Source organism: Salinimonas lutimaris (assembly GCF_005222225.1).
Lineage (GTDB): Bacteria > Pseudomonadota > Gammaproteobacteria > Enterobacterales > Alteromonadaceae > Alteromonas > Alteromonas lutimaris.
Map to the genome: position 1 here is coordinate 1,870,371 of NZ_CP036536.1, position 23,059 is coordinate 1,893,429.

General features: G+C 50.3%; 23 protein-coding genes. 11 read left to right on the forward strand and 12 right to left on the reverse strand.

Annotated elements, in window-relative coordinates; genetic code table 11:
- Nucleotides 1-197: 197 nt before the first annotated feature.
- From EZV72_RS07985 to EZV72_RS08000, 4 genes are all read left to right on the forward strand, one after another.
- Nucleotides 198-761: a TetR/AcrR family transcriptional regulator gene (locus EZV72_RS07985; RefSeq protein ID WP_137166746.1), complete on the forward strand. Its 564-nt coding sequence runs from the start codon at nt 198-200 to the stop codon at nt 759-761.
- Nucleotides 751-1,848 (forward strand): efflux RND transporter periplasmic adaptor subunit, encoded by a 1,098-nt coding sequence (locus EZV72_RS07990; protein ID WP_137166748.1) that lies wholly within the window; start codon nt 751-753, stop codon nt 1,846-1,848. Before EZV72_RS07985 ends, EZV72_RS07990 begins: the two co-directional genes overlap by 11 nt.
- Nucleotides 1,845-4,901 (forward strand): efflux RND transporter permease subunit, encoded by a 3,057-nt coding sequence (locus EZV72_RS07995; protein ID WP_137166749.1) that lies wholly within the window; start codon nt 1,845-1,847, stop codon nt 4,899-4,901. Before EZV72_RS07990 ends, EZV72_RS07995 begins: the two co-directional genes overlap by 4 nt.
- Nucleotides 4,902-5,058: 157 nt before the next feature.
- On the forward strand, nt 5,059-5,838 hold the full coding sequence (locus tag EZV72_RS08000) for an AsmA family protein (protein WP_137166750.1): 780 nt from the start codon (nt 5,059-5,061) through the stop codon (nt 5,836-5,838).
- Nucleotides 5,839-5,900: 62 nt separating this feature from the next.
- On the opposite strand, the gene EZV72_RS08005 is transcribed toward EZV72_RS08000, so the two are convergent.
- From EZV72_RS08005 to EZV72_RS08015, 3 genes are all read right to left on the reverse strand, one after another.
- Nucleotides 5,901-6,254, reverse strand: a complete 354-nt coding sequence (locus EZV72_RS08005) for a Fis family transcriptional regulator (protein WP_137166751.1) — start codon at nt 6,252-6,254, stop codon at nt 5,901-5,903.
- A gap of 160 nt (nt 6,255-6,414) precedes the next feature.
- Nucleotides 6,415-6,807 (reverse strand): GlcG/HbpS family heme-binding protein, encoded by a 393-nt coding sequence (locus EZV72_RS08010; protein ID WP_217495184.1) that lies wholly within the window; start codon nt 6,805-6,807, stop codon nt 6,415-6,417.
- 2 nt (nt 6,808-6,809) lie between these two features.
- Nucleotides 6,810-7,784, reverse strand: coding sequence for an aldo/keto reductase (locus EZV72_RS08015; RefSeq protein WP_137166752.1), 975 nt, complete (start codon nt 7,782-7,784; stop codon nt 6,810-6,812).
- A gap of 120 nt (nt 7,785-7,904) precedes the next feature.
- Between EZV72_RS08015 and EZV72_RS08020 the strand changes: the two genes are divergently transcribed.
- Entirely contained in the window at nt 7,905-8,783 is an 879-nt protein-coding gene (locus EZV72_RS08020) for a LysR family transcriptional regulator (protein WP_137166753.1), read from the forward strand.
- A gap of 142 nt (nt 8,784-8,925) precedes the next feature.
- Nucleotides 8,926-9,144 carry a hypothetical protein gene (locus EZV72_RS08025; protein WP_137166754.1) on the forward strand — a complete coding sequence of 73 codons (219 nt, stop codon included), beginning with the start codon at nt 8,926-8,928 and terminating at the stop codon, nt 9,142-9,144.
- Here the strand turns inward: EZV72_RS08025 and EZV72_RS08030 are convergent.
- The 3 genes from EZV72_RS08030 to EZV72_RS08040 all read right to left on the reverse strand — a co-directional run bounded on the left by EZV72_RS08030 (nt 9,141) and on the right by EZV72_RS08040 (nt 12,556).
- Nucleotides 9,141-9,536: a DUF4174 domain-containing protein gene (locus EZV72_RS08030; protein WP_137166755.1), complete on the reverse strand. Its 396-nt coding sequence runs from the start codon at nt 9,534-9,536 to the stop codon at nt 9,141-9,143. The two genes, EZV72_RS08025 and EZV72_RS08030, sit on opposite strands and share 4 nt — an antisense overlap.
- A 65-nt stretch (nt 9,537-9,601) precedes the next feature.
- Complete coding sequence (locus EZV72_RS08035) at nt 9,602-10,312, reverse strand: hypothetical protein (RefSeq protein ID WP_137166756.1); 711 nt, start codon at nt 10,310-10,312, stop codon at nt 9,602-9,604.
- 27 nt (nt 10,313-10,339) lie between these two features.
- Nucleotides 10,340-12,556, reverse strand: coding sequence for a YgiQ family radical SAM protein (locus EZV72_RS08040; protein ID WP_137166757.1), 2,217 nt, complete (start codon nt 12,554-12,556; stop codon nt 10,340-10,342).
- 117 nt (nt 12,557-12,673) lie between these two features.
- Here EZV72_RS08040 and EZV72_RS08045 point away from each other — a divergent pair, with 117 nt between their 5' ends.
- Nucleotides 12,674-13,144, forward strand: coding sequence for an EVE domain-containing protein (locus EZV72_RS08045; RefSeq protein WP_137166758.1), 471 nt, complete (start codon nt 12,674-12,676; stop codon nt 13,142-13,144).
- On the opposite strand, the gene EZV72_RS08050 is transcribed toward EZV72_RS08045, so the two are convergent.
- Entirely contained in the window at nt 13,141-13,905 is a 765-nt protein-coding gene (locus tag EZV72_RS08050) for a DNA/RNA non-specific endonuclease (RefSeq protein ID WP_137166759.1), read from the reverse strand. The two genes, EZV72_RS08045 and EZV72_RS08050, sit on opposite strands and share 4 nt — an antisense overlap.
- A 195-nt stretch (nt 13,906-14,100) precedes the next feature.
- Here EZV72_RS08050 and EZV72_RS08055 point away from each other — a divergent pair, with 195 nt between their 5' ends.
- Both EZV72_RS08055 and EZV72_RS08060 read left to right on the forward strand, forming a co-directional pair.
- Entirely contained in the window at nt 14,101-14,634 is a 534-nt protein-coding gene (locus tag EZV72_RS08055; protein ID WP_137166760.1) for a nucleotidyltransferase family protein, read from the forward strand.
- Between the two features lie 2 nt (nt 14,635-14,636).
- Nucleotides 14,637-14,936 (forward strand): hypothetical protein, encoded by a 300-nt coding sequence (locus tag EZV72_RS08060; protein ID WP_137166761.1) that lies wholly within the window; start codon nt 14,637-14,639, stop codon nt 14,934-14,936.
- Here EZV72_RS08060 and EZV72_RS08065 read toward each other — a convergent pair.
- Nucleotides 14,933-15,517, reverse strand: coding sequence for an exopolysaccharide biosynthesis protein (locus EZV72_RS08065; protein ID WP_137166762.1), 585 nt, complete (start codon nt 15,515-15,517; stop codon nt 14,933-14,935). The two genes, EZV72_RS08060 and EZV72_RS08065, sit on opposite strands and share 4 nt — an antisense overlap.
- 355 nt (nt 15,518-15,872) lie before the next feature.
- Between EZV72_RS08065 and EZV72_RS08070 the strand changes: the two genes are divergently transcribed.
- Together EZV72_RS08070 and EZV72_RS08075 are read left to right on the forward strand one after the other, a co-directional pair.
- Nucleotides 15,873-17,600, forward strand: coding sequence for a tetratricopeptide repeat-containing diguanylate cyclase (locus tag EZV72_RS08070; RefSeq protein WP_175405073.1), 1,728 nt, complete (start codon nt 15,873-15,875; stop codon nt 17,598-17,600).
- Nucleotides 17,601-17,669: 69 nt separating this feature from the next.
- Nucleotides 17,670-20,180 (forward strand): ATP-binding cassette domain-containing protein, encoded by a 2,511-nt coding sequence (locus EZV72_RS08075; protein ID WP_137166764.1) that lies wholly within the window; start codon nt 17,670-17,672, stop codon nt 20,178-20,180.
- 61 nt (nt 20,181-20,241) lie between these two features.
- Here EZV72_RS08075 and EZV72_RS08080 read toward each other — a convergent pair whose 3' ends face one another.
- From EZV72_RS08080 to EZV72_RS08095, 4 genes are all read right to left on the reverse strand, one after another.
- A complete protein-coding gene (locus EZV72_RS08080) occupies nt 20,242-20,493 on the reverse strand; it encodes a TonB-dependent receptor (protein ID WP_232364532.1) in 252 nt (83 codons plus the stop codon).
- Between the two features lie 108 nt (nt 20,494-20,601).
- Nucleotides 20,602-20,886 (reverse strand): hypothetical protein, encoded by a 285-nt coding sequence (locus EZV72_RS08085; RefSeq protein ID WP_137166765.1) that lies wholly within the window; start codon nt 20,884-20,886, stop codon nt 20,602-20,604.
- Nucleotides 20,887-21,071: 185 nt separating this feature from the next.
- Complete coding sequence (locus EZV72_RS08090) at nt 21,072-21,731, reverse strand: RloB family protein (protein WP_137166766.1); 660 nt, start codon at nt 21,729-21,731, stop codon at nt 21,072-21,074.
- On the reverse strand, nt 21,724-23,013 hold the full coding sequence (locus tag EZV72_RS08095) for an AAA family ATPase (RefSeq protein ID WP_137166767.1): 1,290 nt from the start codon (nt 23,011-23,013) through the stop codon (nt 21,724-21,726). Before EZV72_RS08095 ends, EZV72_RS08090 begins: the two co-directional genes overlap by 8 nt.
- Nucleotides 23,014-23,059 lie beyond the last annotated feature (46 nt).

Below are 23,059 nucleotides of genomic sequence, written 5' to 3' on the forward strand. Positions count from 1 at the left end.
CATATCGTAGACAGGCACCCATATCGTGGACAGGCACTCATATCGTAGACAGATACCCAGGTCATAGCTAGACATAATCCACCGGGCCCTGCCGGCCGTATCTCATACTTAAGTTTTATCCATTAAGCGTCTTGTGATTGACAATACCGGACTAATCCTTTAAAAACCGACCGGACGGTTTGTAAAAGAGCAGGCAGATGCCAAGAGATAAAAGTTTATCGCGCCAGAAAATCATCGACGCTGCTGTCGATATCGCTGTTAATCAGGGGCCACGCACGCTCACGCTGGATAATGTTGCTGTGAAATGCAACATGAGCAAGGGCGGCGTGATGCATCATTTCAAATCCAAGGAAGCCTTACTGGAAGCCCTGCTGAGTAATCTCATGGACACGTTTAAATGTTACGAAACGGAAATCTGTGAAGAAAATCAGCAGCAGTTGCCGGTGAGTCGGTTATTGCGTACGCGTCAGCGTATTCATGAGCAGGTCGATCTGGATTACGCCAGATTATTTCTGGTCGCGGCCAACGAAAACCCTGAGCTGCTGGGAATCTTTTCCCAGCACATGAGCGAATTTGTGCAGGAATTGCGTGAGCAGCCAGAGAATTACTGGGACAGCATTATCCTTTGGCTGGCAATAGATGGTCTAAGCTTTCAGGAGTTAATGTCTGTCAGCCCTTTTACCGAAACCGAACGCAACACGATTCGAGAAAAACTCGTCAGCATGGCTGAATCTTTAGGAGAAAACACCGGTGAAAAATAACCTGTTCCGCGTTGCAGTACTGGCACTATCCAGTCTGATCTTCGTTATCGGCTGCTCTGATGATAAACAGGAGCAAACCAGCAAAGCCCCGCCTATGGTCCAAGTGTATCAGGTTGGCAAGGACACCCAGCCCGGTGTACGCAGATTTGTTGCTAAAGTCGATGCACTCAGTACAGTAGACATGGCATTTCAGGTATCGGGCCGTATCAATAAGCTAGTGGACCGCCAGGGCGTTGTGATTCCGCAGGGCGACTTGCTGGCTGCGCTTGAGCCTCAGGATTATCAGCTTGCGCTGCGTCAGGCGCAATCCAGTTTACGCAAGGCTGAGTCCGACTTTGAGCGTGGCAAAGAGCTGAAAAAAGAAAACTACATCAGTGAGTCTGATTTTGATTCACTGGAAACGGCCTATGAAAATGCTGAAATTGCCGTGGAAAATGCAGAGCTGAATGTAGAGTATGCTGAATTGCATGCCCCGTTTGATGCACTGATTACCAATCGGCTGGTGGAAAAGTTCTCGTTTGTTCAGCCGAACCAGCCGGTATTACGGGTACAGAATATAAATTATCTGCGGGTGCATGTGAATATTCCCGAGCAGCTGATGCGTATGGCAGTAGAAGAAGCGCCTCACTACACCGTGTATCTGGAAGATAAAAAAGGCAACAAAATTCTGGATAAACAGGGTAAGCCGGTCGAGCTGGCCTATCTGGAGCATAAAACCGAAGTGAACTCAGCTACCCAGACCTATCAGGTGACCTTCAAACTGCCGCGTATGGAAGGTGTTGAGCTGCTACCGGGTATGGTTCTGACTGCCAGAATCGAGATTGACCGTCAGCCTAATCAGGCCGGCTGGTGGGTGCCCATGAGCGCAGTAGACACTTCTGGTAAAGAAGAATTTGCGGTCTGGCTTTATGACAAGCAGGCTGGCACCGTGAGTTACCATCCGGTTGAGCTGGGTGTGATTCGCGACGAAAATGCGCAGATTGTGAAAGGCATTGAAGCCGGGCAGTTTATTGTTTCTGCAGGCATCCGTCAGTTACAGGACGGCATGCAGGTCCGACAGTTTGACAGTGAGAAGCCGGTACTATGAAAATCGCCACCTATTCAATCAAAAACCAGTTAACAATCTGGCTGTTGATGGTGATTTTCCTGGTCGGCGGGATCAACGCTATTGTGCAGATAGGTAAGCTGGAAGATCCTGCATTTGCCATCAAAAAAGCCATCGTTACTACCTACTATCCCGGTGCTACCGCCGAGGAAGTGGAGCAGGAGGTCACCGAGCCTCTTGAATCAACCATTCAGCAATTATCCCAGCTGGGCGATATTACCTCGCGCTCCTTACCGGGTCAGTCCCAGATCACCATTGAATTGCGGGATGATTTCAGCGGAGAAAATCTGCCTCAGGCCTGGGATGAGCTGCGCCGTAAAGTTGATGCCGGCGCACGTTCACTGCCTTCAGGGGCCGGTAGCCCTATCGTAAATGACGATTTTGGGGATGTATATGGTCTTTACTATGCCATCACGGCAGAAGGGTTTTCAAATCGTCAGAAGCGTGAGCTGGCCACCAAATTACGTCGTGAGGTGCTCACCGTTCCCGGCGTAACCCGGGCGCAGCTGGCCGGTACACCCGAAGAAACTATCTATGTTGAGATTTCCCAGCAAAAGCTGGCCAGCCTGGGTATTTCACTGAATCAGATTGCCAGTGTGTTTCAAACCGAAAGTGCCATTGCTGATGCTGGCAGCGTTCGGGTTGAAGACCGTCGTATTCGCCTGGTGATTCCGGCCGGCGACGACTCCGCCGAAACCATTCGTAATCTGAAATTTGGTGTTCCCGGCACGACCGAGCAGCTATATATCGGTGATATTGCCAATGTTTATCGTACCGAGTCAGAAGCACCAAGTCAGGTTACCCGCAACAATGGCAAGTCAGCGTTTACACTGGCCATTGCCGGACGCAGTGATCTGAACATTGTGGAAATCGGTCATCAGGTTGAGCAGCATCTGGATATGCTGCGTGAAAAACTGCCGCTGGGGGTAGCCATTCAGCCGATTTACGAGCAGCACAAAGTGGTTGATGAAGCCATCAGCGACTTTCTGATCAACCTGGCCGCGTCGGTCGGCATTGTGGTAGCTGTACTGCTGTTTGTGATGGGCTGGCGGGTTGGTGTTGTTGTAGGCGGTACCTTGCTGCTCACTGTGCTTGGCACGGTGCTGTTTATGTGGATCTTCTCCATTCAGATGGAGCGTATTTCGCTGGGAGCCCTGATCATTGCCATGGGCATGCTGGTCGATAATGCCATTGTTATTGCCGAGTCTATGTTGCTTAACATGCAAAAAGGCAAGCAGTCGGTAGAAGCGGCCGAGGAAGCGGCACAGCAAACTCAGTACCCGCTGCTGGCTGCAACCGTCATTGGTATTCTTGCTTTTGCCGGTATCGGGCTGTCTCAGGATACGACTGGCGATTTCATGTTCTCGCTGTTTGCCGTTATTCTGATTTCCCTGCTGTTAAGCTGGCTGCTGGCGGTGACCGTGACACCACTGCTGGGCCATTATCTGTTTAAAACCGAGACGCAGTCTGACGGTGAGCAGGATATTTACAACAGCCGCGGTTTTCGTGCCTATAAAGGTTTGCTGGGTCTGGCATTACGTTATCGCGGCACCACGCTGGTGGCGCTGTTCCTGTTAACGGTAGTAAGCGTGTGGGGCTTTGGCATGGTGAAGCAGTCGTTCTTCCCGCCATCAAATACGCCGCTTTTCTATGTGGATTACTATCTGCCACAGGGCAGCGATATTCGCGCTACCGAGCAGGATATGACGGAAATTGAGAAGTCCATCATGGAAAAAGACGGTGTGGTGAATGTCACCAGCACCATCGGGATGGGGGGCAGTCGGTTTATGCTGACTTATGCACCGGAATTACCGAATCCGGCCTATGGGCAGTTTATTATCCGCACGCAGACCCGCGAGCAAATCCCGGCTATCATGCAGCAGATCCGTGAAAAGGCCAAGCAGGCTCATCCGCAGGCTCAGGTGTATACTAAGCGCATTTTCTTTGGGCCCGGTGGCGGGGCAAAAATTGAAGCGCGCTTTATGGGCAACGATCCTGAAGTGCTGCGTGAATTGGGCGAGTCTGCGCAAAAGATTATGTATGACTCAAGCCTGGTGACCGATATTCGTCAGAACTGGCGGCAACGGGAAATGATTGTACGCCCGGTGATTGACGAGGAAAAAGCACGTATTGCCGGTCTGTCCCGCACCCAGATTGCCGAAGCGCTGGACTTTGCCAGTGAAGGTAAACAGGTGGGCGTGTATCGTGAAGAAGACCGTCAGATTCCGGTTACTATCCGGCCCCCGGCCGAAGAGCGCCGCAGCATGTCATGGCTGGAAGACCGGCTGATTTATTCAGATACCGAACAAAGTTTTATTCCGGTTACTCAGGTTGTCAAAGACTTTGAGCTACATTCGGAAAACGGCATTATTCACCGGCGTAACCGGGTCAGAACCCTGACCGTACAGGCTGAGCCGGCAGGCGACCATACGGCGGCGACCGCCCGGGCTGATATTGTGGATGCCATCGAGGCGATGGAGCTGCCAGCCGGTTACACGCTGGAGTGGGGCGGTGAGTTTGAAAGCTCCCGGGATGCTCAGGCCAGTCTGGGGACTAAGTTGCCGATAAGCTTCCTGTCGATGATTCTGATCACTATTTTATTGTTCAACGCGCTGCGTCAGGCAACGCTTATCTGGATTATTGTGCCCATGTGTATCTGCGGGGTGACTGCGGGTCTGCTGATTACCGGCTTCCCGTTCAGCTTTACCGCCTTACTGGGTTTACTGAGTCTGTCGGGCATGCTGATTAAAAATGCCATTGTACTGGTGGATGAAGCAGACTTGCGCAGACGTACCGCTAAAAATCTGAATGATGCTATTACCGGGGCAAGTATCAGCCGGGTACGGCCGGTCATGCTGGCAGTACTGACGACGGTGCTGGGCATGCTGCCCCTGTTGTGGGATGCATTCTTTAACAGTATGGCGGTAACCATCATGGCTGGTTTGTCGTTTGCCACTCTGCTGACGCTGGTGGCAGTTCCGGTGCTCTATTCACTGTTTTTCAGTGAAAAAGACATGCACCCGCAGGACCAGTAACTCTGCATGTACCCGTTGTACTGAGAAAACCGGCTTACGAGCCGGTTTTTTATTGGCTGTTATTCCCGGCTGAAAAAGCAGCAAACAGACTACCAATTTGATCCGGGACGGGGTAATGTTTCTTACTGATTGTTTAACCTCATAAAAAGGACGTATTGTGAAAAAAGTATTGACCGTCTTGCTGGTACTGATTGTGCTCATCATTGGTGCCATCTGGTATTTCATGAGCAGCGCGGGTGATTTTATCCGTCAGGAAATAGAGAAGCAGGGTACAGCCTACCTGGGCACGCCGGTGGCAGTGTCGGCGGTGGATGTATCTTACAGTGATGCCCGTATGGATATTACCGGCACTACAGTAAAAAACCCGCAGGGCTTTGCTGAGGACAATGCGTTCAGCTTAGGTAAAGTCACACTGGATCTGGGTGGAGCCACCAGTGAACCTTATGTGATTGACAATGTAACAGTGGATGCGCCGGATATTTTGTATGAAGTGAACGCCAGTGCGCAGAGCAACCTGCTGGTATTAAAAGATAACCTGCAAAGCAACTTGCCTAAGCAGAAAAGCGAGCCAAAAACCACAGAGTCTGGCCAGCCTATGCCCCGGGTTATCATTGAAAATGTCACGGTCAGCAATGCCCGGTTACGGCTTAACTTTGAACAGATGGACACCAGTCAGTTACAGCTGGACATAGACGAGAAAGCCTATGAAGTTACGCTCCCGACGTTCAACGCCGGGTCAATTGGTAAGCCTGACGGGCTGCCGGCTGATCAGGTGGGGGCAGCTATCATGAATGCGATGCTCGACAATGTCATCAAGCAGGCTAAATCTGAAGCAAAAGATAAGCTGAAAGATAAAGCCCGTGAGCGCATTGAACAGGAAAAAGACAAGCTGATGGAAAAAGCCGAAGACAAACTTAAAGGTTTGTTCAACAAATAGTCATAATGTAACTACAGAGCGCTGGCAGGTTGTCAGCGCTTTTTTGTTTATACGTGCAACTATTACCCCTGCCAGCGGGACAAGCGCTGTTGCCAGTTACCCTCATCAGCTCGCAAACAACTTTCTTCGCTATCCAGCCGCACATGCCGGCGAATATCTTTAACCTTTATTCCCACTTTCAACAGATTAGTCTGAATAACCTGGCGCATTTTGCGCGCGATTTCAGTATCTTCAGCCCGGGCTATCTCAGCATCAAGCTCAAATACACAGGTGATCATAAGGCTTCCGGGAAACGCATTGTAGCGGGCTGTATGGGTCAGCCACTCAAACCCGCAATCCCATTGCTTAAAAGTTTCACAAGCCTGAGTCAGTGCCTTAATCACATTATCATCCAGCTTTTTAATCGTTTTTTTCATTACATTACAACACTCATACACAATGGCATAAATGGTATCACAGCAGCGCTATATCAACGCCACCCCGTTTATGTTCAGGCATTAAAAAAGGGCGCGGATGCGCCCTTAACTTTTGGTGAATCACCACACCAGCAACAGACATTGGCCTGGCCAAAATGTCTTACTGGTCTATAGCCTGATAAGCCAGCGCCTCATCATCTTCTTCTGACAAGCCCGATATGCCGATGCCGCCGGCCACCTGATCATTAACAAGCACAGGCACACCGCCCATAAAACCAGTTATTTTCGGGTCGCTCCAGTAGCTGATATCCTTACCGGTTGAGCGCGCCCATGCGCCTAGCTGTCCGCTAGGCTGACGGTCCCGCGCGCTGGTATAGGCTTTAGTCTGCGCCAGTACGCCTGAATGCAGGCTGGCGCCATCCATTCGGGCAAAAGCCAGCAGCTCGCCGTGTGCATCGCACACGGCAACAGAGATACTGACCTGCTTTTCAGTGGCAATCGCCACGGCGTTGTCGACCAGCTCACGGGCCTGCGTATAGCTCATTGATGTCATGCTTAAGGTAGCTCCTGCCCGCGGGAATAGACATACAGGTTATACCACTGCTCGCGGGTAAGCTGAATGCGGGTTGCCTGACCGCAGGCGGCAATTCGCTTAAGGTTTGTAGTGCCGATAACCGGCTGAATGCCCGCCGGATGACGCAGTAAAAAGGCCAGTACAATCGCTTCACAGGGCACATTGTAGTGTTCGGCCAGTTGCATGACATATTCGGTGGTTTTGCGCACCGCCGCATCGTCTGCTGTCAGACCGGCCTGTGAGAATTTACCCTGAGCCAGACAGCCCCATGCCTGCAGCTGAATATTATGAGTACGGCAATATTCCAGCGTCCCGCTGGTAAAACCTGTGGTCGCCGCTTCGCCCGTATTGACTACCACGCCGTCATTCAGCCAGTCCATGTGAGCCAGGCTCATCTCCAGCTGGTTTGCCACAATTGGCATGCTCAGGCCTGACTGCAGATACGCAATCTGATGCTGATTCATGTTAGAAACGCCCACATGGGCAATCTTGCCACTGTGATGCAGGGCATTCAGGGTTTCACCCATTTCGTCCAGTTCCATCAGAGGATCAGGGCGGTGCAGCAACAATACATCAAGCTGTTCGGTGTTAAGACGCTTGAGCGACCCTTCCACCGAGGAGGTAACCCAGTCGGCAGCAAAGTCATAGCGTTTCACGCCCTGCTCATCATCAAACCGGATACCGCACTTTGATTGCAAATACATGTTGTCACGCAGTGCAGGGGCTTGCTTCAGTACCTCACCAAACGCAGCTTCTGCTTTGTTGAAGGTATAAATATCGGCATGATCAAAAACATTCATGCCAGCTTCCAGTGCGGCATCGATAACCTGGTGTGCCTGACTAATGTCATCCTGGGATAACGGATTATTGTTCCAGCCGCCGCCCAGGCCCATGCAGCCATAAGCGATTGTGCCAGCCTGTGCGAGGTGGCCGCGTAAGGGGAGTGTTGAGGACATAAAATCTCGGTGTTCAGTAAAAATGAGACCTCATTGTATTGTTTTTTATATAAAACAAAATGACATACTGATAAACACTTCGTTTAATATAGTAAACAATAAAGCAATACGGTGTACGGTATGAATGAACACAAACGTGTTGAACGGCTAATGCTGTTTGTTGAACTGGCTAAACAGCTTAATTTTACCCGGGCTGCGGCAACCCTGGGGATTTCCAAGGGTTATTTGTCTGGTCAGGTGAAAAAGCTGGAGCAGGAATTACAGTGTCCGCTACTGATAAGAACTACCCGCAGTGTTCGGCTAACCCGTGAAGGAGAGCGCCTGTACGGTCAGGGGTTGCAGATACGCAGCCAGTTGTACCAGCTGGAGCAAAGCGTACATGAAGAACATGAAACCCTGACCGGGCTATTACGGATCACCGCGCCTAAAATGTTTGCCGAGCGCTATTTATTTGGTCTGTGCGAGGCATTCAGTCGCCAGCATCCGGGGATCCAGTTTGAAATCAACTGCAGTTACACCACGTTTAACCTGAATTTGCAGGATATTGATGTGGGTTTCAGAGCCACTAATACACCGCCGGATAACATGGTGGCAAGCAGAATTCTGGGTTACCACCATTTGCTGGTGGCTGCCCCACAGTATTTGTCACAGCGCGGCGTGCCGCAGACTGTCAGTGATTTAGCAAATCATGATTGCCTGGCCACATTGCATCAGCGACACTGGCCGCTGAAATCTGAAGAGGTGCGAATCAACGGCTGGTTATCAACCAACGAAAATCACCTGCTTAAACAACAGGCACTCAACGGGCAGGGCATTATCCGGATTGCCAGCTATTATGTGCAGGACGAGCTGGAAAGTGGCCGGTTACAACAGGTGCTGCCGGACGAAGTCATTGAAGCAGGAAACAGTATCTATCTGTTTTACCCGCAGCTGGTTTACCCATCGGTAAAACTGCGAACGTTTATCACATTTGTTAAAACTTCATTTGTGCAGGATTAGCCGGTATCAGCTACGCTTTAACGGCATAATCAGATATTAAGGATAATATGTGTGTGTCAGTGTTTATAACTATACAGAGTCTTATTTGTGCGATAAATGACGTAATAAAAAAGTTGTATCTTTAAGTTACCGGCAGAACAACATGAAAACATATTCTGAGACCACGGACTGGTGCTGTATTCAGTGCTACGATTCAAATGAACTGAATGCCCAGTTTTGCAGGCATTGTGGTGCGCCGTCCCCCGATCTGATAAATTACGCCGACAGTGACGAATTGATCCCGGTCACCCGTAAAATTGCGCTGGGCGGTGCCGTGGTATGCGCGCTGACTGCTGCTGCCGTGATGTGGAAAGCCAGCTAGGGTTGTTGTTCAGCGCGCCGCATTGGCATGCGATCTACCTGCGCCAGCAGGGTGTCTAAATCCCATTGCTGCTGACGGGATTTAATGCCGCCGTCCTTACCAATCAGTATGGCCAGAGCGTTCATATTACTGGCATACCTGCGGACCGAGTCTGCCTGTTTTTGTTCAAAAGAACCGGGCAGATTTGTCATGACGGTTTCTTTATCATAATAAAACCAGACAATATCCCGCTCTTCAATAGCCTCCCGGTTTGCCTGCAGCTGTGCCAGGATCTCAGGCTGAGACTCACCGATCACAATAATACGGTACTGCCATTGCCAGCGCTCAAAGGGGGCCTGGGCTGCACTGACGGCAGCCGACACCAGCAACAGTATAAATCCCACGTAACGCATTGCCTTTTTCCTGTTTATCCAAGCACAGAAATATTTACGTGGTCAGTTAAAAAAAGATTGTTTAGTCAGGTTGGTTGAAGCAGGCGCTCGGCATACATCATCTCACAATGTGGAGCCTGCCTGATGCCTTGCAGCGGGGTTAGCCGGATCACCTGCATGGCACTGACGATATCCGACTCGCTGCGTTTATAAATCTGGTAATAGCTGAAATCACGACCATTCGCTGCTCGTAACTCAAGATAGGGAGGCTGACGGTAATACCAGGTGCCGTGGCGGCTATCCGGCATATCCCTGTTCTGATGATAAGGGCCTGTCTGATGAACATCAAAAGTGCCGTTGCTATGCAGGGTCAGGGCGAGGGTTTGCGGGCATTTATCGCTGATAAAACGGTGGTGCAGGTCGACTTTAAGCACGCCGGTAAAGTTCTCGGGTAACACAAACAACGCCAGACTGTCTTTGGTATACCAGTGATTGCCCTCAGTCAGGCTGCGAACATGCGCTACGGTGATGCCCAGTCTGCCGGCAATCTTTGTTACATGATCGATATCCTGGCTGTTTTTGAGCAGCAGCGAATATAGCAGGGTAGAGGCCTCAATACTGGCTGGAAAGCCCAGCGTATTAAGCGTTACATCAAAGCCGTTTTGTTCCAGCGATTGCTGCAGGCGCTGCTGTTCCTGCTCGTTCATATACCGGGCATACACATGGACACTGGTCCGGGTTGCACAACCGGCCAGCATCCCTATCAGTAATGCCACAACAAGGGTTTTTGTTGTCATTGACTCCTCCTTGAGTCAGGGGTGACATCAGCGGGGTGATGAGCCCGGTTTATGGCTCTTTCGCTGGGCGGGTTTGCTGCCTGCTTTGGCTGGCCGCTTACGGCTGTCTTTAAAGCCTTTGGGCGGCAACCCGGTGTGCTTGGTCAGTGCGCGTTCTCCGCCTCTGGCTTTAGGCGCTTTGGCCCGTTTCTCATCTTTGCTTTCCGGTGGCACCAGGTGCTGCGGTCCGCGACCTATCAGATCCTCGCGACCCATTTTACGCAAGGCCTGGCGAATCTGGGCAAAGTTTTTCGGATCATGATAGCGCAGCATGGCTTTATGCAAGCGGCGGTGTATTTCACCTTTAGCTGACGGTACTTCCTCGCTGTCTTTTTTGACCTTGCGCAGACTGTTCACTTCGGTGTGATACATGGTTGTGGCCGTAGCCATCGGCGACGGGTAAAAATTCTGCACCTGATCCAGCTTGAAGCGGTTTTCTTTCAGCCAGATGGCCAGCGCCAGCATGTCCTCATCGGTTGTGCCCGGATGTGAAGCGATAAAATACGGGATCAGATACTGCTTTTTACCCGCTTCTTCGCTGTATTTGTCAAACAGTTCCTTAAAGCGGTAATAGCTGCCCATGCCCGGCTTCATCATTTTCGACAGCGGACCTTCTTCGGTATGCTCTGGTGCAATTTTCAGATAGCCACCGGTGTGATGCAGTGCCAGCTCTTTCACATAGCGGGGGTCTTCCACTGCCAGATCATAACGGACACCGGAGGCAATCAGAATCTTCTTGATGCCGGGTAACTCACGGGCGCGCTTGTACAAATCAATGGTGGGCGTGTGGTCGGTGTCCATGTGGGCACAGATGCTGGGATACACACAGGATGGGCGACGACAGGTTGCCTCGGCTTTGGCACTTTTACAGCGCAACCGGTACATGTTGGCGGTCGGGCCGCCTAAATCAGAAATGACCCCGGTAAAGCCTGGTACGGTATCCCGAATAGTTTCAATCTCGCGGATAATAGAGTCTTCTGAACGGCTTTGAATAATGCGTCCTTCATGCTCGGTAATCGAGCAAAAAGTACAGCCCCCGTAACAGCCCCGCATAATATTGATACTAAAACGAATCATATCGTAGGCCGGAATTTTAGCCTCGCCATACACCGGGTGTGGTACCCGCTGGTAAGGCAGGTCAAAAACCGCATCCATCTCTTCGGTCTCCAGCGGCATGGCCGGCGGGTTTATCCAGATATGACGGTCACCGTGACGCTGCATCAGCGCCCGGGCGCAGCCGGGATTCACTTCCTGATGCAAAATACGTGATGCGTGGGCATACAATACCTTATTGTCGCGCACGGTTTCAAAAGCCGGCAGCTTTACGTATACATTTTCCCATGGTTTACGCCGGGTAGCCGGCTGTACCACGATGGGTTTGGCCGCATCACTGGGCTGGGTTGCGTCGGCCGGGCTGTCAGCTTTGTCGCAGTCAGGCTCTACCTGATAAGGGCTGGTAATGGGATCAATTTTGCCCGGCCGGTCCAGCGAGGTAGAGTCTACTCCCTGCCATTCTGGCAGGGCTTCTTTTACAATAATGGCGGTGCCACGCACATCGCGCATGTCGCTGATGGACTCACCGGCGGCCATCCGGTGGGTAATTTCAACCAGCGGACGCTCAGCATTACCAAACAACAGCATGTCGGCTTTGCTGTCAAACAGCACCGAACGGCGTACCTTTTCCGACCAGTAATCATAATGCGCAATACGACGCAGACTGGCTTCAATGCCACCAATGACCACCGGAACACCCTTAAATGCTTCGCGGCAGCGCTGTGAATACACAGTGACCGCACGGTCCGGGCGCTTACCCCCCACATTACCGGGGGTGTAGGCATCGTCATGACGCATTTTCTTATCCGCGGTATAGCGGTTAATCATCGAGTCCATGTTGCCGGCAGTCACCCCAAAGTACAGATTGGGCTTACCCAGTTTCATAAAGTCTTCTTTGCTGGTCCAGTCCGGCTGGGCAATAATGCCAACCCGAAATCCGTGCGCTTCGAGTGTACGGCCAATAACGGCCATACCAAAGCTGGGATGATCAACATAGGCATCCCCGGTAATCAGAATAACATCACAACTGTCCCAGCCCAGCTCGTCCATCTCTGCTTTGCTCATTGGCAGAAACGGTGCGGTGCCCAGACAGTGTGGCCAGTATTTAGGGTATGAAAACAGGCCTCGGTCGGCCTTAATGGTGGCTTGCATAGTGAACAACATAAAATCAAAAACAGCGGTTATTGTACCACCTTGTACCGATAAACCCCCATTAACATTTCGCCGAATATGCTAAGGTGCACATTTTTATGAAGCACAGGTGACAATATGGCGTACTGGTTGTTTAAAAGTGAACCGGATGTGTTTGGTATCAGGCACCTCAGAGCCCGGCCGGAGCAGACCGAACCCTGGGACGGAGTCAGAAATTACCAGGCGCGAAATTTTTTGCGCGATGAGGTGAGTGCTGGAGATAAGCTGTTTTTTTATCACTCGAGCTGTAAACAGGTAGGGATTGCCGGCGTGGCTGAAGTGGTGCGCGCTGCCTATCCGGATCCCAGCCAGTTTAACCCTGAGTCAGACTATTACGACCCGAAAGCCACCACAGCGTCGCCACGCTGGTATTGTGTGGACGTGCGCTTTTGCGAGCAGTTTAAGCAGGTGTTGTCGCTGGCCAGAATTAAAGCCATGCCACAAATTACCGAGTTAGGACTGGTAAAAAAGGGTCACCGGTTATCAGTGATGCCGGTGACCATTGATGAGTGGCAGCACCTGTATACGGCTGCCGGGGAAACCCTTTAGCGCGGACAGCCCAGTGCCGCAGACAGTCCGCCCAGCGCGGTTTCCACCGCTTGTTCCTTGTAGCTGGCCAGCTGCGGCATAATATTGAGCCCGGTGCGCAGTTCCACTTCATCAACAGTGACTTCGGTGGCGCAGTAATCATCACTGCGGGCTGCATTTTGATTAAGCACATATGCGGAGGCTTCAATCCAGCCATTATTGCTTGTCATAACAACCTTGAAAAAACCACTGGGCAGGTTATGGCTTTCATCCGCCCGGGGCAGCGCGCCAAAGTAGCTTTCAAACAGCGGGCCGGACACCACAAACACATCCTGGCCAGTACGCACCAAATTGCGTACCGCACTTTCCAGACGTACCCACGGCCCCTGATTTAAATCTGAGTCCTGTGGCGTGATATTGGATAGATAGTTAAGCTCACGCCAGTCATTGGTATTGCTAAACGAAGCCAGCGGCACCTGATGGCCACGATCGGTGCCCAGTACTGCATGGGCGTCGGTATAATCGTCCGGCTCCAGTGTGGCGCTGTCCGGCAGGTCGGGGTCGGCTTTCCAGTAACGGCTGCGGCTTGGCCCGTCGATAGTCTGCGGGGTAACATGGTAGGCCACCCAGTTGGCAAACTTGGTCTGTGCGTTGTTATTGAGAGTGTAGATAGAGCGGGTTAGGGTAGTGCCGTCAATACCGGTGGGACAACCCAGTACACAATTCGCCGCGGACACCAGCGGACTCAGGCTGGCCAGAACAGTAAAAATTAGCGCTTTCATTTGTTTTTCCTGATTTTTTTGAATAAATGTAGTGAAAACCTGTCCCAAAGTACAGGCGCTGGATGAAAGCGGGATGAAAGTGATATGAAAGGCGGTGACAATAGCGGTGACAATTTAGTGACAGCGGCAGCAAAAAAGCCCGTAACGATGACCTTACCTGAGTGCGGGGCGAGCGCACACAACAGGTTGTGTGACATGACCGCCAGGCTCATTGCAAACAGTGACTTTCATATGCAGTGTTTGTATGCTGCCGATAAGCTAGGCTTGCATGACTGGATGATTGGTACAGGGTTTGTGCGTAACCTGATTTGGGATCATACTCATGGCAAGGCGTCAGCCACATCGTTAAATGATATCGATTTGATTTACTTTGACCGGCAGCACGCCGATAAACCGCATGATATGATGCTGGAAAAACAGCTTAATCACGGGGCTGCAAACCCTGTGTGGGAAGTCAGAAACCAGGCCCGTATGCATCTGAAAAAAGGGCACCAGCCCTATCAGAACAGTACCCAGGCCATCAGTTATTGGGTAGAAACCGCCACCTGTGTTGGCGTGCGGCTGGAACAGGGTATGATCAAAATAATAGCGCCGCTGGGGCTGGCGAACAACTGGGCCGGTATAGTGCGCCGTAATCCGGCGTTTAGTGATTCTGCGGTGTTTTTGCAGCGTGTTGCACAAAAGCAATGGCTGAGCACATGGCCACAGCTGAGATTGGATAAGGAGTAACGATGGACGCTGAAAAATTTTTAAATGAATGCGAAGGGCGGATTCGTCTTGTTTATGAAGCGCAGCATCAGGGACGGGGCAAGCCGGAAGACAAAGCCCGGGTTGAAGGGTTTGTGCATGCCGGGGTGGTGATGAAACTGGTCAGTCGTGAGCAGATTCAGGTGCTGGTCGACAAAGTTCACCTTGAGGTATTCGACGAATCCCGGCAAGCCCGGGACGCCCGGCTTGAGCGGCTCAATACCCTGCGCACCACAGACCCGGATAAGTATTTTGACGAGCCGGCTATTAACCGGCGGCGCTAACCCATCATCTGCATAGCATAATATAACAGCACGCCGGTCCCTGCCTGCAATAATACCCCGACAATGACCGCAGCGCCGTCTTTATAAGTCAGCCCCAGCGCAGTGACTGTAATGGCCAAAGCAGGCATGGCAGCAGCAAAGGGCATCAGTTCAAGAGGAATCATTGCCAGCGCCATCAGACCACTGAACAGTGCAAGAAACCGGCGGGAGACCGGGCCGGTAACAGCGTCGAGCCGATGACAGAAAAACTTTTCAAGTCTTTCACACCACGGTCTGGCCTTCTTGACTGCGCGATTGAGTTTGTGCTGACTGACCGCCCGGTTTTTCAGCCAGGCGGGTAACCAGGGGGAGTCCCGGCCCGCTACAAGCTGGCTGCAAATTAAAAACAAGGTAACGCCACACAGCGAGGGAACCCCGGGAATCGCCCCGGTGGGTAATAATGCTAACAGCGCCGGTATCAGCAACAATGGCCCAAAACCGCGATCTTCAAAGCTTGCCACTACATCGCCCAGTGACACATCCTGCGCGCTGTTATCATCGGTGAGCACGTCAAGCATGCCGGTGAGTGTTTGATCAGTCATAAATTCTCCATCGCACTATTTACGTGCCGCACAGCAAACGGATTAACATGCTGGCAAGACTGAAAAAAACTCACACGCTGGTAGGGGTGGAAAAGCCACGGATATCACGATAATTTATACATTCACTGCTATAGTTGTAATAGTACCGGTAACACGGATATTTTCTGACAAGGAATTGCTGCGGATGATACCTACACCTACACGTTGTGCCCTGGCTTTGATCCTGTGCGCTCTGGCGAGCCCTACATGGGCTCGGCAAGAGCCGGTTTCATCAGGTTCCGCGGCGTTTCCCAGTGCCCCCAACGATCGGATAATCCAGCAAATTAAACAATTGCATAAAGAGCCTGCCAGAGTTATGCAGGGTCTCAAAAGTCGTTTGCAAAGTGAACGGGAGGCTGCCAGCCGGGCAGAAATCTATTATTTGCTGGCGCTGGGTAACACCCGCCTGAATCAGATTGACGAAGCTTTCGGTGCCATCACACAGGGTCTGAGACTGATGGAAATGGTGGACAATGATTTACTGCTGCATCGGATGTTGTTGTCAAAAGCACAGATTCTGGACAAACAGGGAAAAGCCGAAGAAGGTTTACCCTATGTTAACGCGGTAATGCAATGGGCTGAGAATGCCGGGGTGACTCAGTTGTATATTGGCGGGCTGATGACCGGTGGCTTGCTGGAAATGCGACTGCATTATTACGACCGCGCGCTGGAAAAATTGCTGAAAGCCTATCAGCAGGCCAGTGATCATCGCACTCAGATAAGCCCTTCGCATATCGCCGGGCTGATTGCCGATGCCTACCAGAAACGCGGCGATTATGCCCAGTCTATCCCGTTTATTGAAGAAGCACTGTCGTTTCATCGTGAGCGTGGCAATAAACTGGTTCAGCCGCGATTTATAATGGAACTGGCGACAGCGTATAAAAAAACGGCCAACGAAGTTAAGGCATTAAAATTACTGGAAGAAGCCAAAGAGATCGCCAGCGAGCAGGGTAATGGCCAGGCCGTGGCCCAGGTCGATCTTTCTATGGGGCAGCTGTATCTGCAGCTACAGGATTATGAGAATGCACTTTACTTTTTAGAGCAAGCCGAAGCGGTTATCAAAACCAGTGATAATCCCTATGATACGTTTGCGGTGAATTATGGCATTGCCAATGCGTTGTTTCATACGCGTAAATACACCCGGTCGGTGGCATATCTGCAACGGGCAGAAACCGCCATGACACCGTCGATGGAGCAGGAAACCGTGGCGGCAGATCAGTTACGTGCTGATATTCTGTATGCCCGGGGTGGGCACCGTCAGGCCTACGAATTTCTGAAAAAAAGTATGAACGGACAGGCCGCGCTGCAACAAAGAGAAAATAACGAATTACTCCTGCGCATGCGTACCCAGTTTGAATCGGCGCAAAAAGAAGCAGAAAACGAAAAACTCCGCAAGCTGTTTAAAGTGCAGGAAGTGCAGCTTGAAGCAGAAAAGCAGCGTCGTTTTATGAATATCATGATCACGGTACTGCTGCTGAGCGTGTGTTTACTGCTGGGTTTTATTAATCTTAAACGTCAGTCTTATCAACGAAAACTGGAGCGACTGGCAAACCTGGATACACTGACCGGCCTGTTTACCCGCCGTAAAATCTTAGAAGAACTGGACGAGCAACTAACCGAACACGCCCGGACTGACAGCCCGCTGGCCGTAGCGATGCTGGATCTGGATTTATTTAAGCATATTAACGATACCTACGGCCATCAGGTAGGTGACGAAGTGCTGGTGCAGTTCAGTAAACTGGCCAAAAGCGCATTTTACCCGGAGGATATCCTGGGACGGATCGGTGGCGAGGAGTTTTTATTTATTTTTCCTGATACTACCGCAGAACAGGCTTTAAAAACGTTAAATACCTTTCGCTCTAAGGTTAAGCAGGTGCCTGACTCGCTCAGTGTGTCCGGCTTATCGGTCAGTGTCTCGGTGGGCCTGATTGAAGTGACCCGGGGCGATGTGGCGGCGGACATTCTGGGTAAAACCGATAAAGCCCTGTATCAGGCAAAAGCCGGTGGCCGGGATCGGGTTGCCACGCCCTTTGTTGCCTGCTAAGCAATCCATCTGCCCCTGACTGGCGTACTTCTGTGTTTTGTATCAACCAGAACCTGGGCGCCATTGTTTATGCCAACCACTGATCCCGACGAGCTGCGAAACCCACAAAATTGCGTGCGCGTAAAAGGCGCCAATGTTCATAACCTGAAAAATGTGGATGTAGATATCCCCCGTGATTGTCTGGTTGTGTTTACCGGTATTTCAGGCTCCGGCAAATCATCGCTGGCGTTTGGCACCGTGTTTGCCGAAAGTCAGCATCGCTATCTGGACTCGGTATCGCCCTACGCCCGCCGCCTGATAAAACAGGCCGAGGAGCCGGATGTTGATGCCATTACCGGATTGCCACCGGCGGTGGCGTTGCAGCAGCATGCCCACTCTGGCAGTAACCGTTCTACCGTCGGTAGCCTGACAACCCTGTCTAATGCATTGCGTATGCTATATTCCCGGGCTGGAGACTATCCGCCAGAGCAATCCATTATTTATGCCGACGGTTTTTCGTCAAATACCCCGCAGGGCGCTTGCCCAACCTGTGAAGGACTGGGGAAGGTGTATGATGTTACTGAAGCACAGGCAGTGCCCGATCCTTCAAAGACGATCGCCGAAGGCGCAATTGAAGCCTGGCCGGGGGCCTGGCAGGGAAAAAACCTGCTAAGAGTACTGGTGGCACTTGGCTATGATGTGAATATCCCCTGGCAGCAGTTACCTGAGTCTGAGCGTAACTGGATTTTATTTACTGACGATGCGCCCGTGGTGCCGGTATTTCGAAGTTATACGCTGGAAGAGTCCGTAGCAGCTTTAGCGCGGGGTGAGGAGCCGGCCTACAAAGGAAAATTTGTCAGCGTGCGCCGGTTTGTACTTGATACGTTTACCGGTAGTCAGAGCGAACGGACCCGGGCGCGGGTAGCCCGGTATCTCAGTGTAGCCGCTTGCCCGTCGTGTGAGGGTAAGAAGCTGACCCGACAGGCACTATCCGTTACTTTTGCCGGTAAGGATATTGCGGCACTTTGTGCTATGTCATTTGATGATATTGCCGAGCGCTTGGGCCAGGTCGCACAGGACAGTGCCACCTGGCGGGCTGACCGGGCATTAGTGGCCACCCGGATTATCAGTGACATCGAAAAGCGCATCAGCACACTGCAGGCGTTAGGTCTTGGATATTTATCGCCGGATCGGACGATTCCCACCCTGTCGCACGGTGAGTTTCAGCGTTTGCGGCTCGCTACCCAGCTGCGTTCCCAGTTGTTTGGCGTGGTCTATGTGCTTGATGAGCCCTCGGCTGGTTTACATCCCCATGATACACAGGCCTTGTCAGGGATATTGCGGGCGCTGGTTGAGGCCGGTAACTCAGTGTTTATGGTAGAGCATAATCCGGCGGTAATCCGGCAGGCTGACTGGCTGGTGGATATTGGCCCGGATGCCGGTGAGCATGGCGGTACGGTGGTCTACAGCGGGCCGGTAAACGGCTTACAGAAGGTGGCCGGATCGCACACGGCACATGCACTGTTCACCGCCACCCAGCCAGCGCCGACGCCGAGACCTGTCAGACACTGGCTACAGTTACAGGATGTGCAGCACAATACGCTGCACGGGGTGGATGTTTCATTTCCGGTTGGTGTGATGAGCGCGGTGACCGGGTTGTCCGGTGCTGGAAAATCCAGTCTGGTCAGTCAGGCGCTCAGTCAGTTGGTACGCGGCGCTCTGGGCTACAAAGTACACGATGACGACGAGGCAGGGCTGGCGCAACCTGATCTGCAAAGCACGCCGGCGGCCCGCGGCTATATTAGCAGTGGGCTGGAGCATTTTCAGCGCCAGGTTAATGTGGATCAAAAGCCCATCGGACGAACTCCACGCTCAAATCTGGCCACGTATGTGGGTATGTTTACGGCGATTCGTAAATTATTTGCCGCCACGTCACAGGCCCGGCAAGCAGGTCTGGACGCCGGCCATTTTTCGTTTAACCTGCCCAAGGGGCGTTGTTCGCATTGTGAGGGTGTGGGGTTTGTCAGCGTAGAGCTGTTATTTATGCCCAGCATCTATGCGCCGTGTCCGCAATGCCATGGGCAGCGATATACGCCCGACATTCTGGCGATTTCCTACCAGAGTTTATCGATTGCGCAGGTGCTGGATTTAACCGTGGATCAGGCGCTGGATTTTTTTGCCGGCGAAACCGGAATCTGTCACAGCCTGAATACCCTTGCGCAGGTGGGCCTGGGATACCTCAAACTAGGTCAGCCAGCCACCGAATTATCTGGTGGTGAAGCGCAGCGAATCAAACTGGCCAGTGAGCTGCAGCGCGGTCAGCAAGGGCACACTCTGTATATTCTGGATGAACCCACCACAGGACTGCACCCGGCTGATAGCGAACGCCTGATGACCCAGCTTCACCGGCTGGTGGATGCGGGCAATACCGTGGTGCTGGTAGAACATAACACCCGGGTCATTGCCGGCTGTGACTGGGTGATAGATATGGGCCCGGGGGCCGGTGATAAGGGCGGTAAGATAATAGCCCAGGGTACTCCACAAGAAATAAGCCAGTTACCAGACAATCTGACCGGGCAATACCTGAGCACCTATTTTTAACGAAAATTGCCACGCTCTGACATGAATGTTAGCGCTGGCTGTTAGTTTGCGGTCAGTGAGATCAGAACTGATAGCTTGCCGTTACACGCGCACGTCGCGGCGTACCCGGCTGTACCCGAACGTCTGAAAACGAGTTGGTGTAGTGCTCTTTGTCAAATAGATTACTGACTTCGGCTTTTATCGTCAGATTATCCAGCGGCTCAATCTCAACAAAAGCGCGTACTGTGGTATAGCTGGGCAGGTAGAAGTCAGTAGCGGTCTGACCCAGCCGTTCATCTACGTACAGCAAGCCGGTACCAACACGTAGCGGCATGTCACCGACACTAGTGGCTTTAGCGAGCAAAATGCTGAGCTGATTTTCAGGGCACGTTAAGCAGAGGATCCCCATCTTCAATGGCGGCGACAAAGTTTGCATCAGCGGCTAAGCAGGATTATACAGTGTTACGTCTTGCGTTTTTTTCTGCGCAGTCAGTTTTTCAAGGCTGACGATAGTTTTAAATTCGGATTCAATGCCACTCACTAATGCATTCCAGTCAGTCTGTTCCAGCCCGACACGGGAAAGAATAGGCCTGGCGTCATCAGCAATTTTACCTCGCTTGTTAGGGTGAAAGTGGCGCCCGGTTAACTCGACCAGGGCGATATAGTCTTCCAGCCGAAAAGGGAGTCCGTCGGGTATGTTTTCAGATGGATTTCCTGCAAATGTCAATAGTTGGCCAGTCTGATGTTGGGTTGTAGCAGCGTAACCTATTACCACAGAAAGTTTTAATTCACGGTCAACAGTACTAACAAAAAAGGCCCGCCAGATGGCGAGCCTTTGGTGTTGGTGGAGCTGGCGGGATTTGAACTATCCATTTTTCTCATAAATTCATATGTTTAGGATTTTAAAGAGGATTATTTGGAAACTCTTCTTTTACCGTGAATCAAAATACAATCCGTTAAATTATGAAAATTGCTGTGAGGGTTACTTAGAGGAGTCCCTTGAGCCTCATGTTCTTTCTCCAACCTTATAGCGCCGCGTTTTGCTTTACTATACATAGAAAATAATGTTCGAGCGCATACTTTTTTACCATTTTTTTCGGAGTAAGGTTCGTGAAGATCCCTAAGTTTTCTCTGTGCTGCGTGCCTATCTAAGTGGGCTGATGAGGTATCGTAATGAAATATCGGCCATATTTCAAAGCAAGGGTTTGAAAAAGCAACTTTTATTTCATTTTGCTCTGCTAAGTCAAAGGCTTGGGGGATGTTTGGATGCTCATCCTTATCAAAAACTGCCCAGACCTCAAATATTTTATCTAACGGGTCTCTCGATTTACGAGCAAGCCTTTCCTGTTTTTGCTTTTCTGTTTTAGCTCTTCGTACTACTGATGTTGGTACACCTGCACCACCAACTAATACAAGCTCAACCAAGCCGTTTCCGGCGCACTTAGCAAAGTTAATAATATAGTCTGGCTCAGAGTTTTCGCCTTCACAGACAATTATCAGTTTAGGTTTTGGGCTTTTACTTCCGACTTTTCTCGAAATCTTTGATTCCTTTCTGAGTCCTTTCCTAGACATCCAACTCCCCCCAATCTATGAACTTATCTAAGACTGGTACTCCTCCAAACCTACCTTCCAAATAGCCCTTTCCAATATTTACTTTGCTATTTACTTTGTATTCTAACATTGAGGTAAGAGATGTTTCACCGTAAATATTTCTATCAGTAAACCAAACTTGATCTTTTCTAATTTCATTGTGCGAAAGAAGTGTAGATTCATGAGTGCTAAATAGTAATTGAGCCCCATTTTTATTAATATTTTTGTCTAAAAATATATCCAGTATTCTTTTGGTAATAAGCGGGTGTAAACTTGACTCAAGCTCGTCTACAACAAATATTCCACCTTCATCTATAACTTCAAAAACTTCTGTAAGTATTGAGATAAGAGCGCGAGTACCTAAGCTTTCATCATTAATTGCAAAGTCAACAATCTCATTTTCATGATTTCTCTTTTTAATAATAATTTTTTTATTGACTAAGCTTTCTTCTGGAAACTCCATGTCAGTATCAAAATTTTCACTTAATACTTCGTAAAGTTTTTTCGATAATTCTATCGACTTAGGATCTTGCTCTACGCTGCTAACTTCTATATCTACAATCTCTAAATCTAAGTCTTCTAAAAATCTAGTTATTCTTTTCGTATTTTTATTTTTTTCGATAGCCTCTGCTAATTTTCTCTCACTAAGATCACTTCCAAACCTAAACTTAAATGATTCAAAGATGGCCTCAGTTAACTCGATAGATTTCTCATGTTCGAATCTAAGTGCCGCATAAGATAAGAATAGATCTGACTCCTTTATAGATGTAGAAATTGTTTTATTCTTACCCTTGAAATCATTTCCAAAATAAAACTGATTCTTTTCAGAACGTTCAAAAAGAGTTTTCCTGGAACGTCTCTTTGAATAGCTATACTCATAAAGCCACTCTTCTGTGAAAGCCCTTCCTTTTATTTTAAAACCATAGTTGTAATGAACATTGTTTACTACAATGTCAATATCGAACGTCGAGGGCTTATCTAAGTACTCTGGAATTAACTTAAAGGTACTTACTTTTGGTTTTCTTTTCCCGCCGTCCGCATAAAGTACACAATGATAGAAAAACCTAATTGCTTTTAGGACGTTAGTTTTTCCAGAATTATTTGGGCCATAAATCGCTGCAACAGGTAGAGCTGCGTCTATCCCCTTGCCCATGTCAATTAGTAAAGTATCGGTGTTTTGTTTAAGCTGTTTAGAAGCAGTTAATAGAATCTCTTGATATTCAGAAAATGATCTAAAGTTTTCAAACCCAAATCGTAATAGCATAATCTTCCTATTTGAGTGGCTAACTCTTAAATTCGAGCTTAAAGCT

What these genes read in the sequence shown, in the direction of transcription:
- EZV72_RS07985 (WP_137166746.1), top strand. Translation starts at nt 198, where the DNA reads ATGCCAAGAGATAAAAGTTTATCGCGCCAGAAAATCATCGACGCTGCT.
- EZV72_RS07995 (WP_137166749.1), top strand. Translation starts at nt 1,845, where the DNA reads ATGAAAATCGCCACCTATTCAATCAAAAACCAGTTAACAATCTGGCTG.
- EZV72_RS08005 (WP_137166751.1), bottom strand. Translation starts at nt 6,254, where the DNA reads ATGAAAAAAACGATTAAAAAGCTGGATGATAATGTGATTAAGGCACTG.
- EZV72_RS08010 (WP_217495184.1), bottom strand. Translation starts at nt 6,807, where the DNA reads ATGACATCAATGAGCTATACGCAGGCCCGTGAGCTGGTCGACAACGCC.
- EZV72_RS08015 (WP_137166752.1), bottom strand. Translation starts at nt 7,784, where the DNA reads ATGTCCTCAACACTCCCCTTACGCGGCCACCTCGCACAGGCTGGCACA.
- EZV72_RS08020 (WP_137166753.1), top strand. Translation starts at nt 7,905, where the DNA reads ATGAATGAACACAAACGTGTTGAACGGCTAATGCTGTTTGTTGAACTG.
- EZV72_RS08025 (WP_137166754.1), top strand. Translation starts at nt 8,926, where the DNA reads ATGAAAACATATTCTGAGACCACGGACTGGTGCTGTATTCAGTGCTAC.
- EZV72_RS08030 (WP_137166755.1), bottom strand. Translation starts at nt 9,536, where the DNA reads ATGCGTTACGTGGGATTTATACTGTTGCTGGTGTCGGCTGCCGTCAGT.
- EZV72_RS08035 (WP_137166756.1), bottom strand. Translation starts at nt 10,312, where the DNA reads ATGACAACAAAAACCCTTGTTGTGGCATTACTGATAGGGATGCTGGCC.
- EZV72_RS08040 (WP_137166757.1), bottom strand. Translation starts at nt 12,556, where the DNA reads ATGCAAGCCACCATTAAGGCCGACCGAGGCCTGTTTTCATACCCTAAA.
- EZV72_RS08045 (WP_137166758.1), top strand. Translation starts at nt 12,674, where the DNA reads ATGGCGTACTGGTTGTTTAAAAGTGAACCGGATGTGTTTGGTATCAGG.
- EZV72_RS08050 (WP_137166759.1), bottom strand. Translation starts at nt 13,905, where the DNA reads ATGAAAGCGCTAATTTTTACTGTTCTGGCCAGCCTGAGTCCGCTGGTG.
- EZV72_RS08055 (WP_137166760.1), top strand. Translation starts at nt 14,101, where the DNA reads ATGACCGCCAGGCTCATTGCAAACAGTGACTTTCATATGCAGTGTTTG.
- EZV72_RS08060 (WP_137166761.1), top strand. Translation starts at nt 14,637, where the DNA reads ATGGACGCTGAAAAATTTTTAAATGAATGCGAAGGGCGGATTCGTCTT.
- EZV72_RS08065 (WP_137166762.1), bottom strand. Translation starts at nt 15,517, where the DNA reads ATGACTGATCAAACACTCACCGGCATGCTTGACGTGCTCACCGATGAT.
- EZV72_RS08070 (WP_175405073.1), top strand. Translation starts at nt 15,873, where the DNA reads ATGCAGGGTCTCAAAAGTCGTTTGCAAAGTGAACGGGAGGCTGCCAGC.
- EZV72_RS08075 (WP_137166764.1), top strand. Translation starts at nt 17,670, where the DNA reads ATGCCAACCACTGATCCCGACGAGCTGCGAAACCCACAAAATTGCGTG.
- EZV72_RS08080 (WP_232364532.1), bottom strand. Translation starts at nt 20,493, where the DNA reads ATGCCGCTACGTGTTGGTACCGGCTTGCTGTACGTAGATGAACGGCTG.
- EZV72_RS08090 (WP_137166766.1), bottom strand. Translation starts at nt 21,731, where the DNA reads ATGTCTAGGAAAGGACTCAGAAAGGAATCAAAGATTTCGAGAAAAGTC.
- EZV72_RS08095 (WP_137166767.1), bottom strand. Translation starts at nt 23,013, where the DNA reads ATGCTATTACGATTTGGGTTTGAAAACTTTAGATCATTTTCTGAATAT.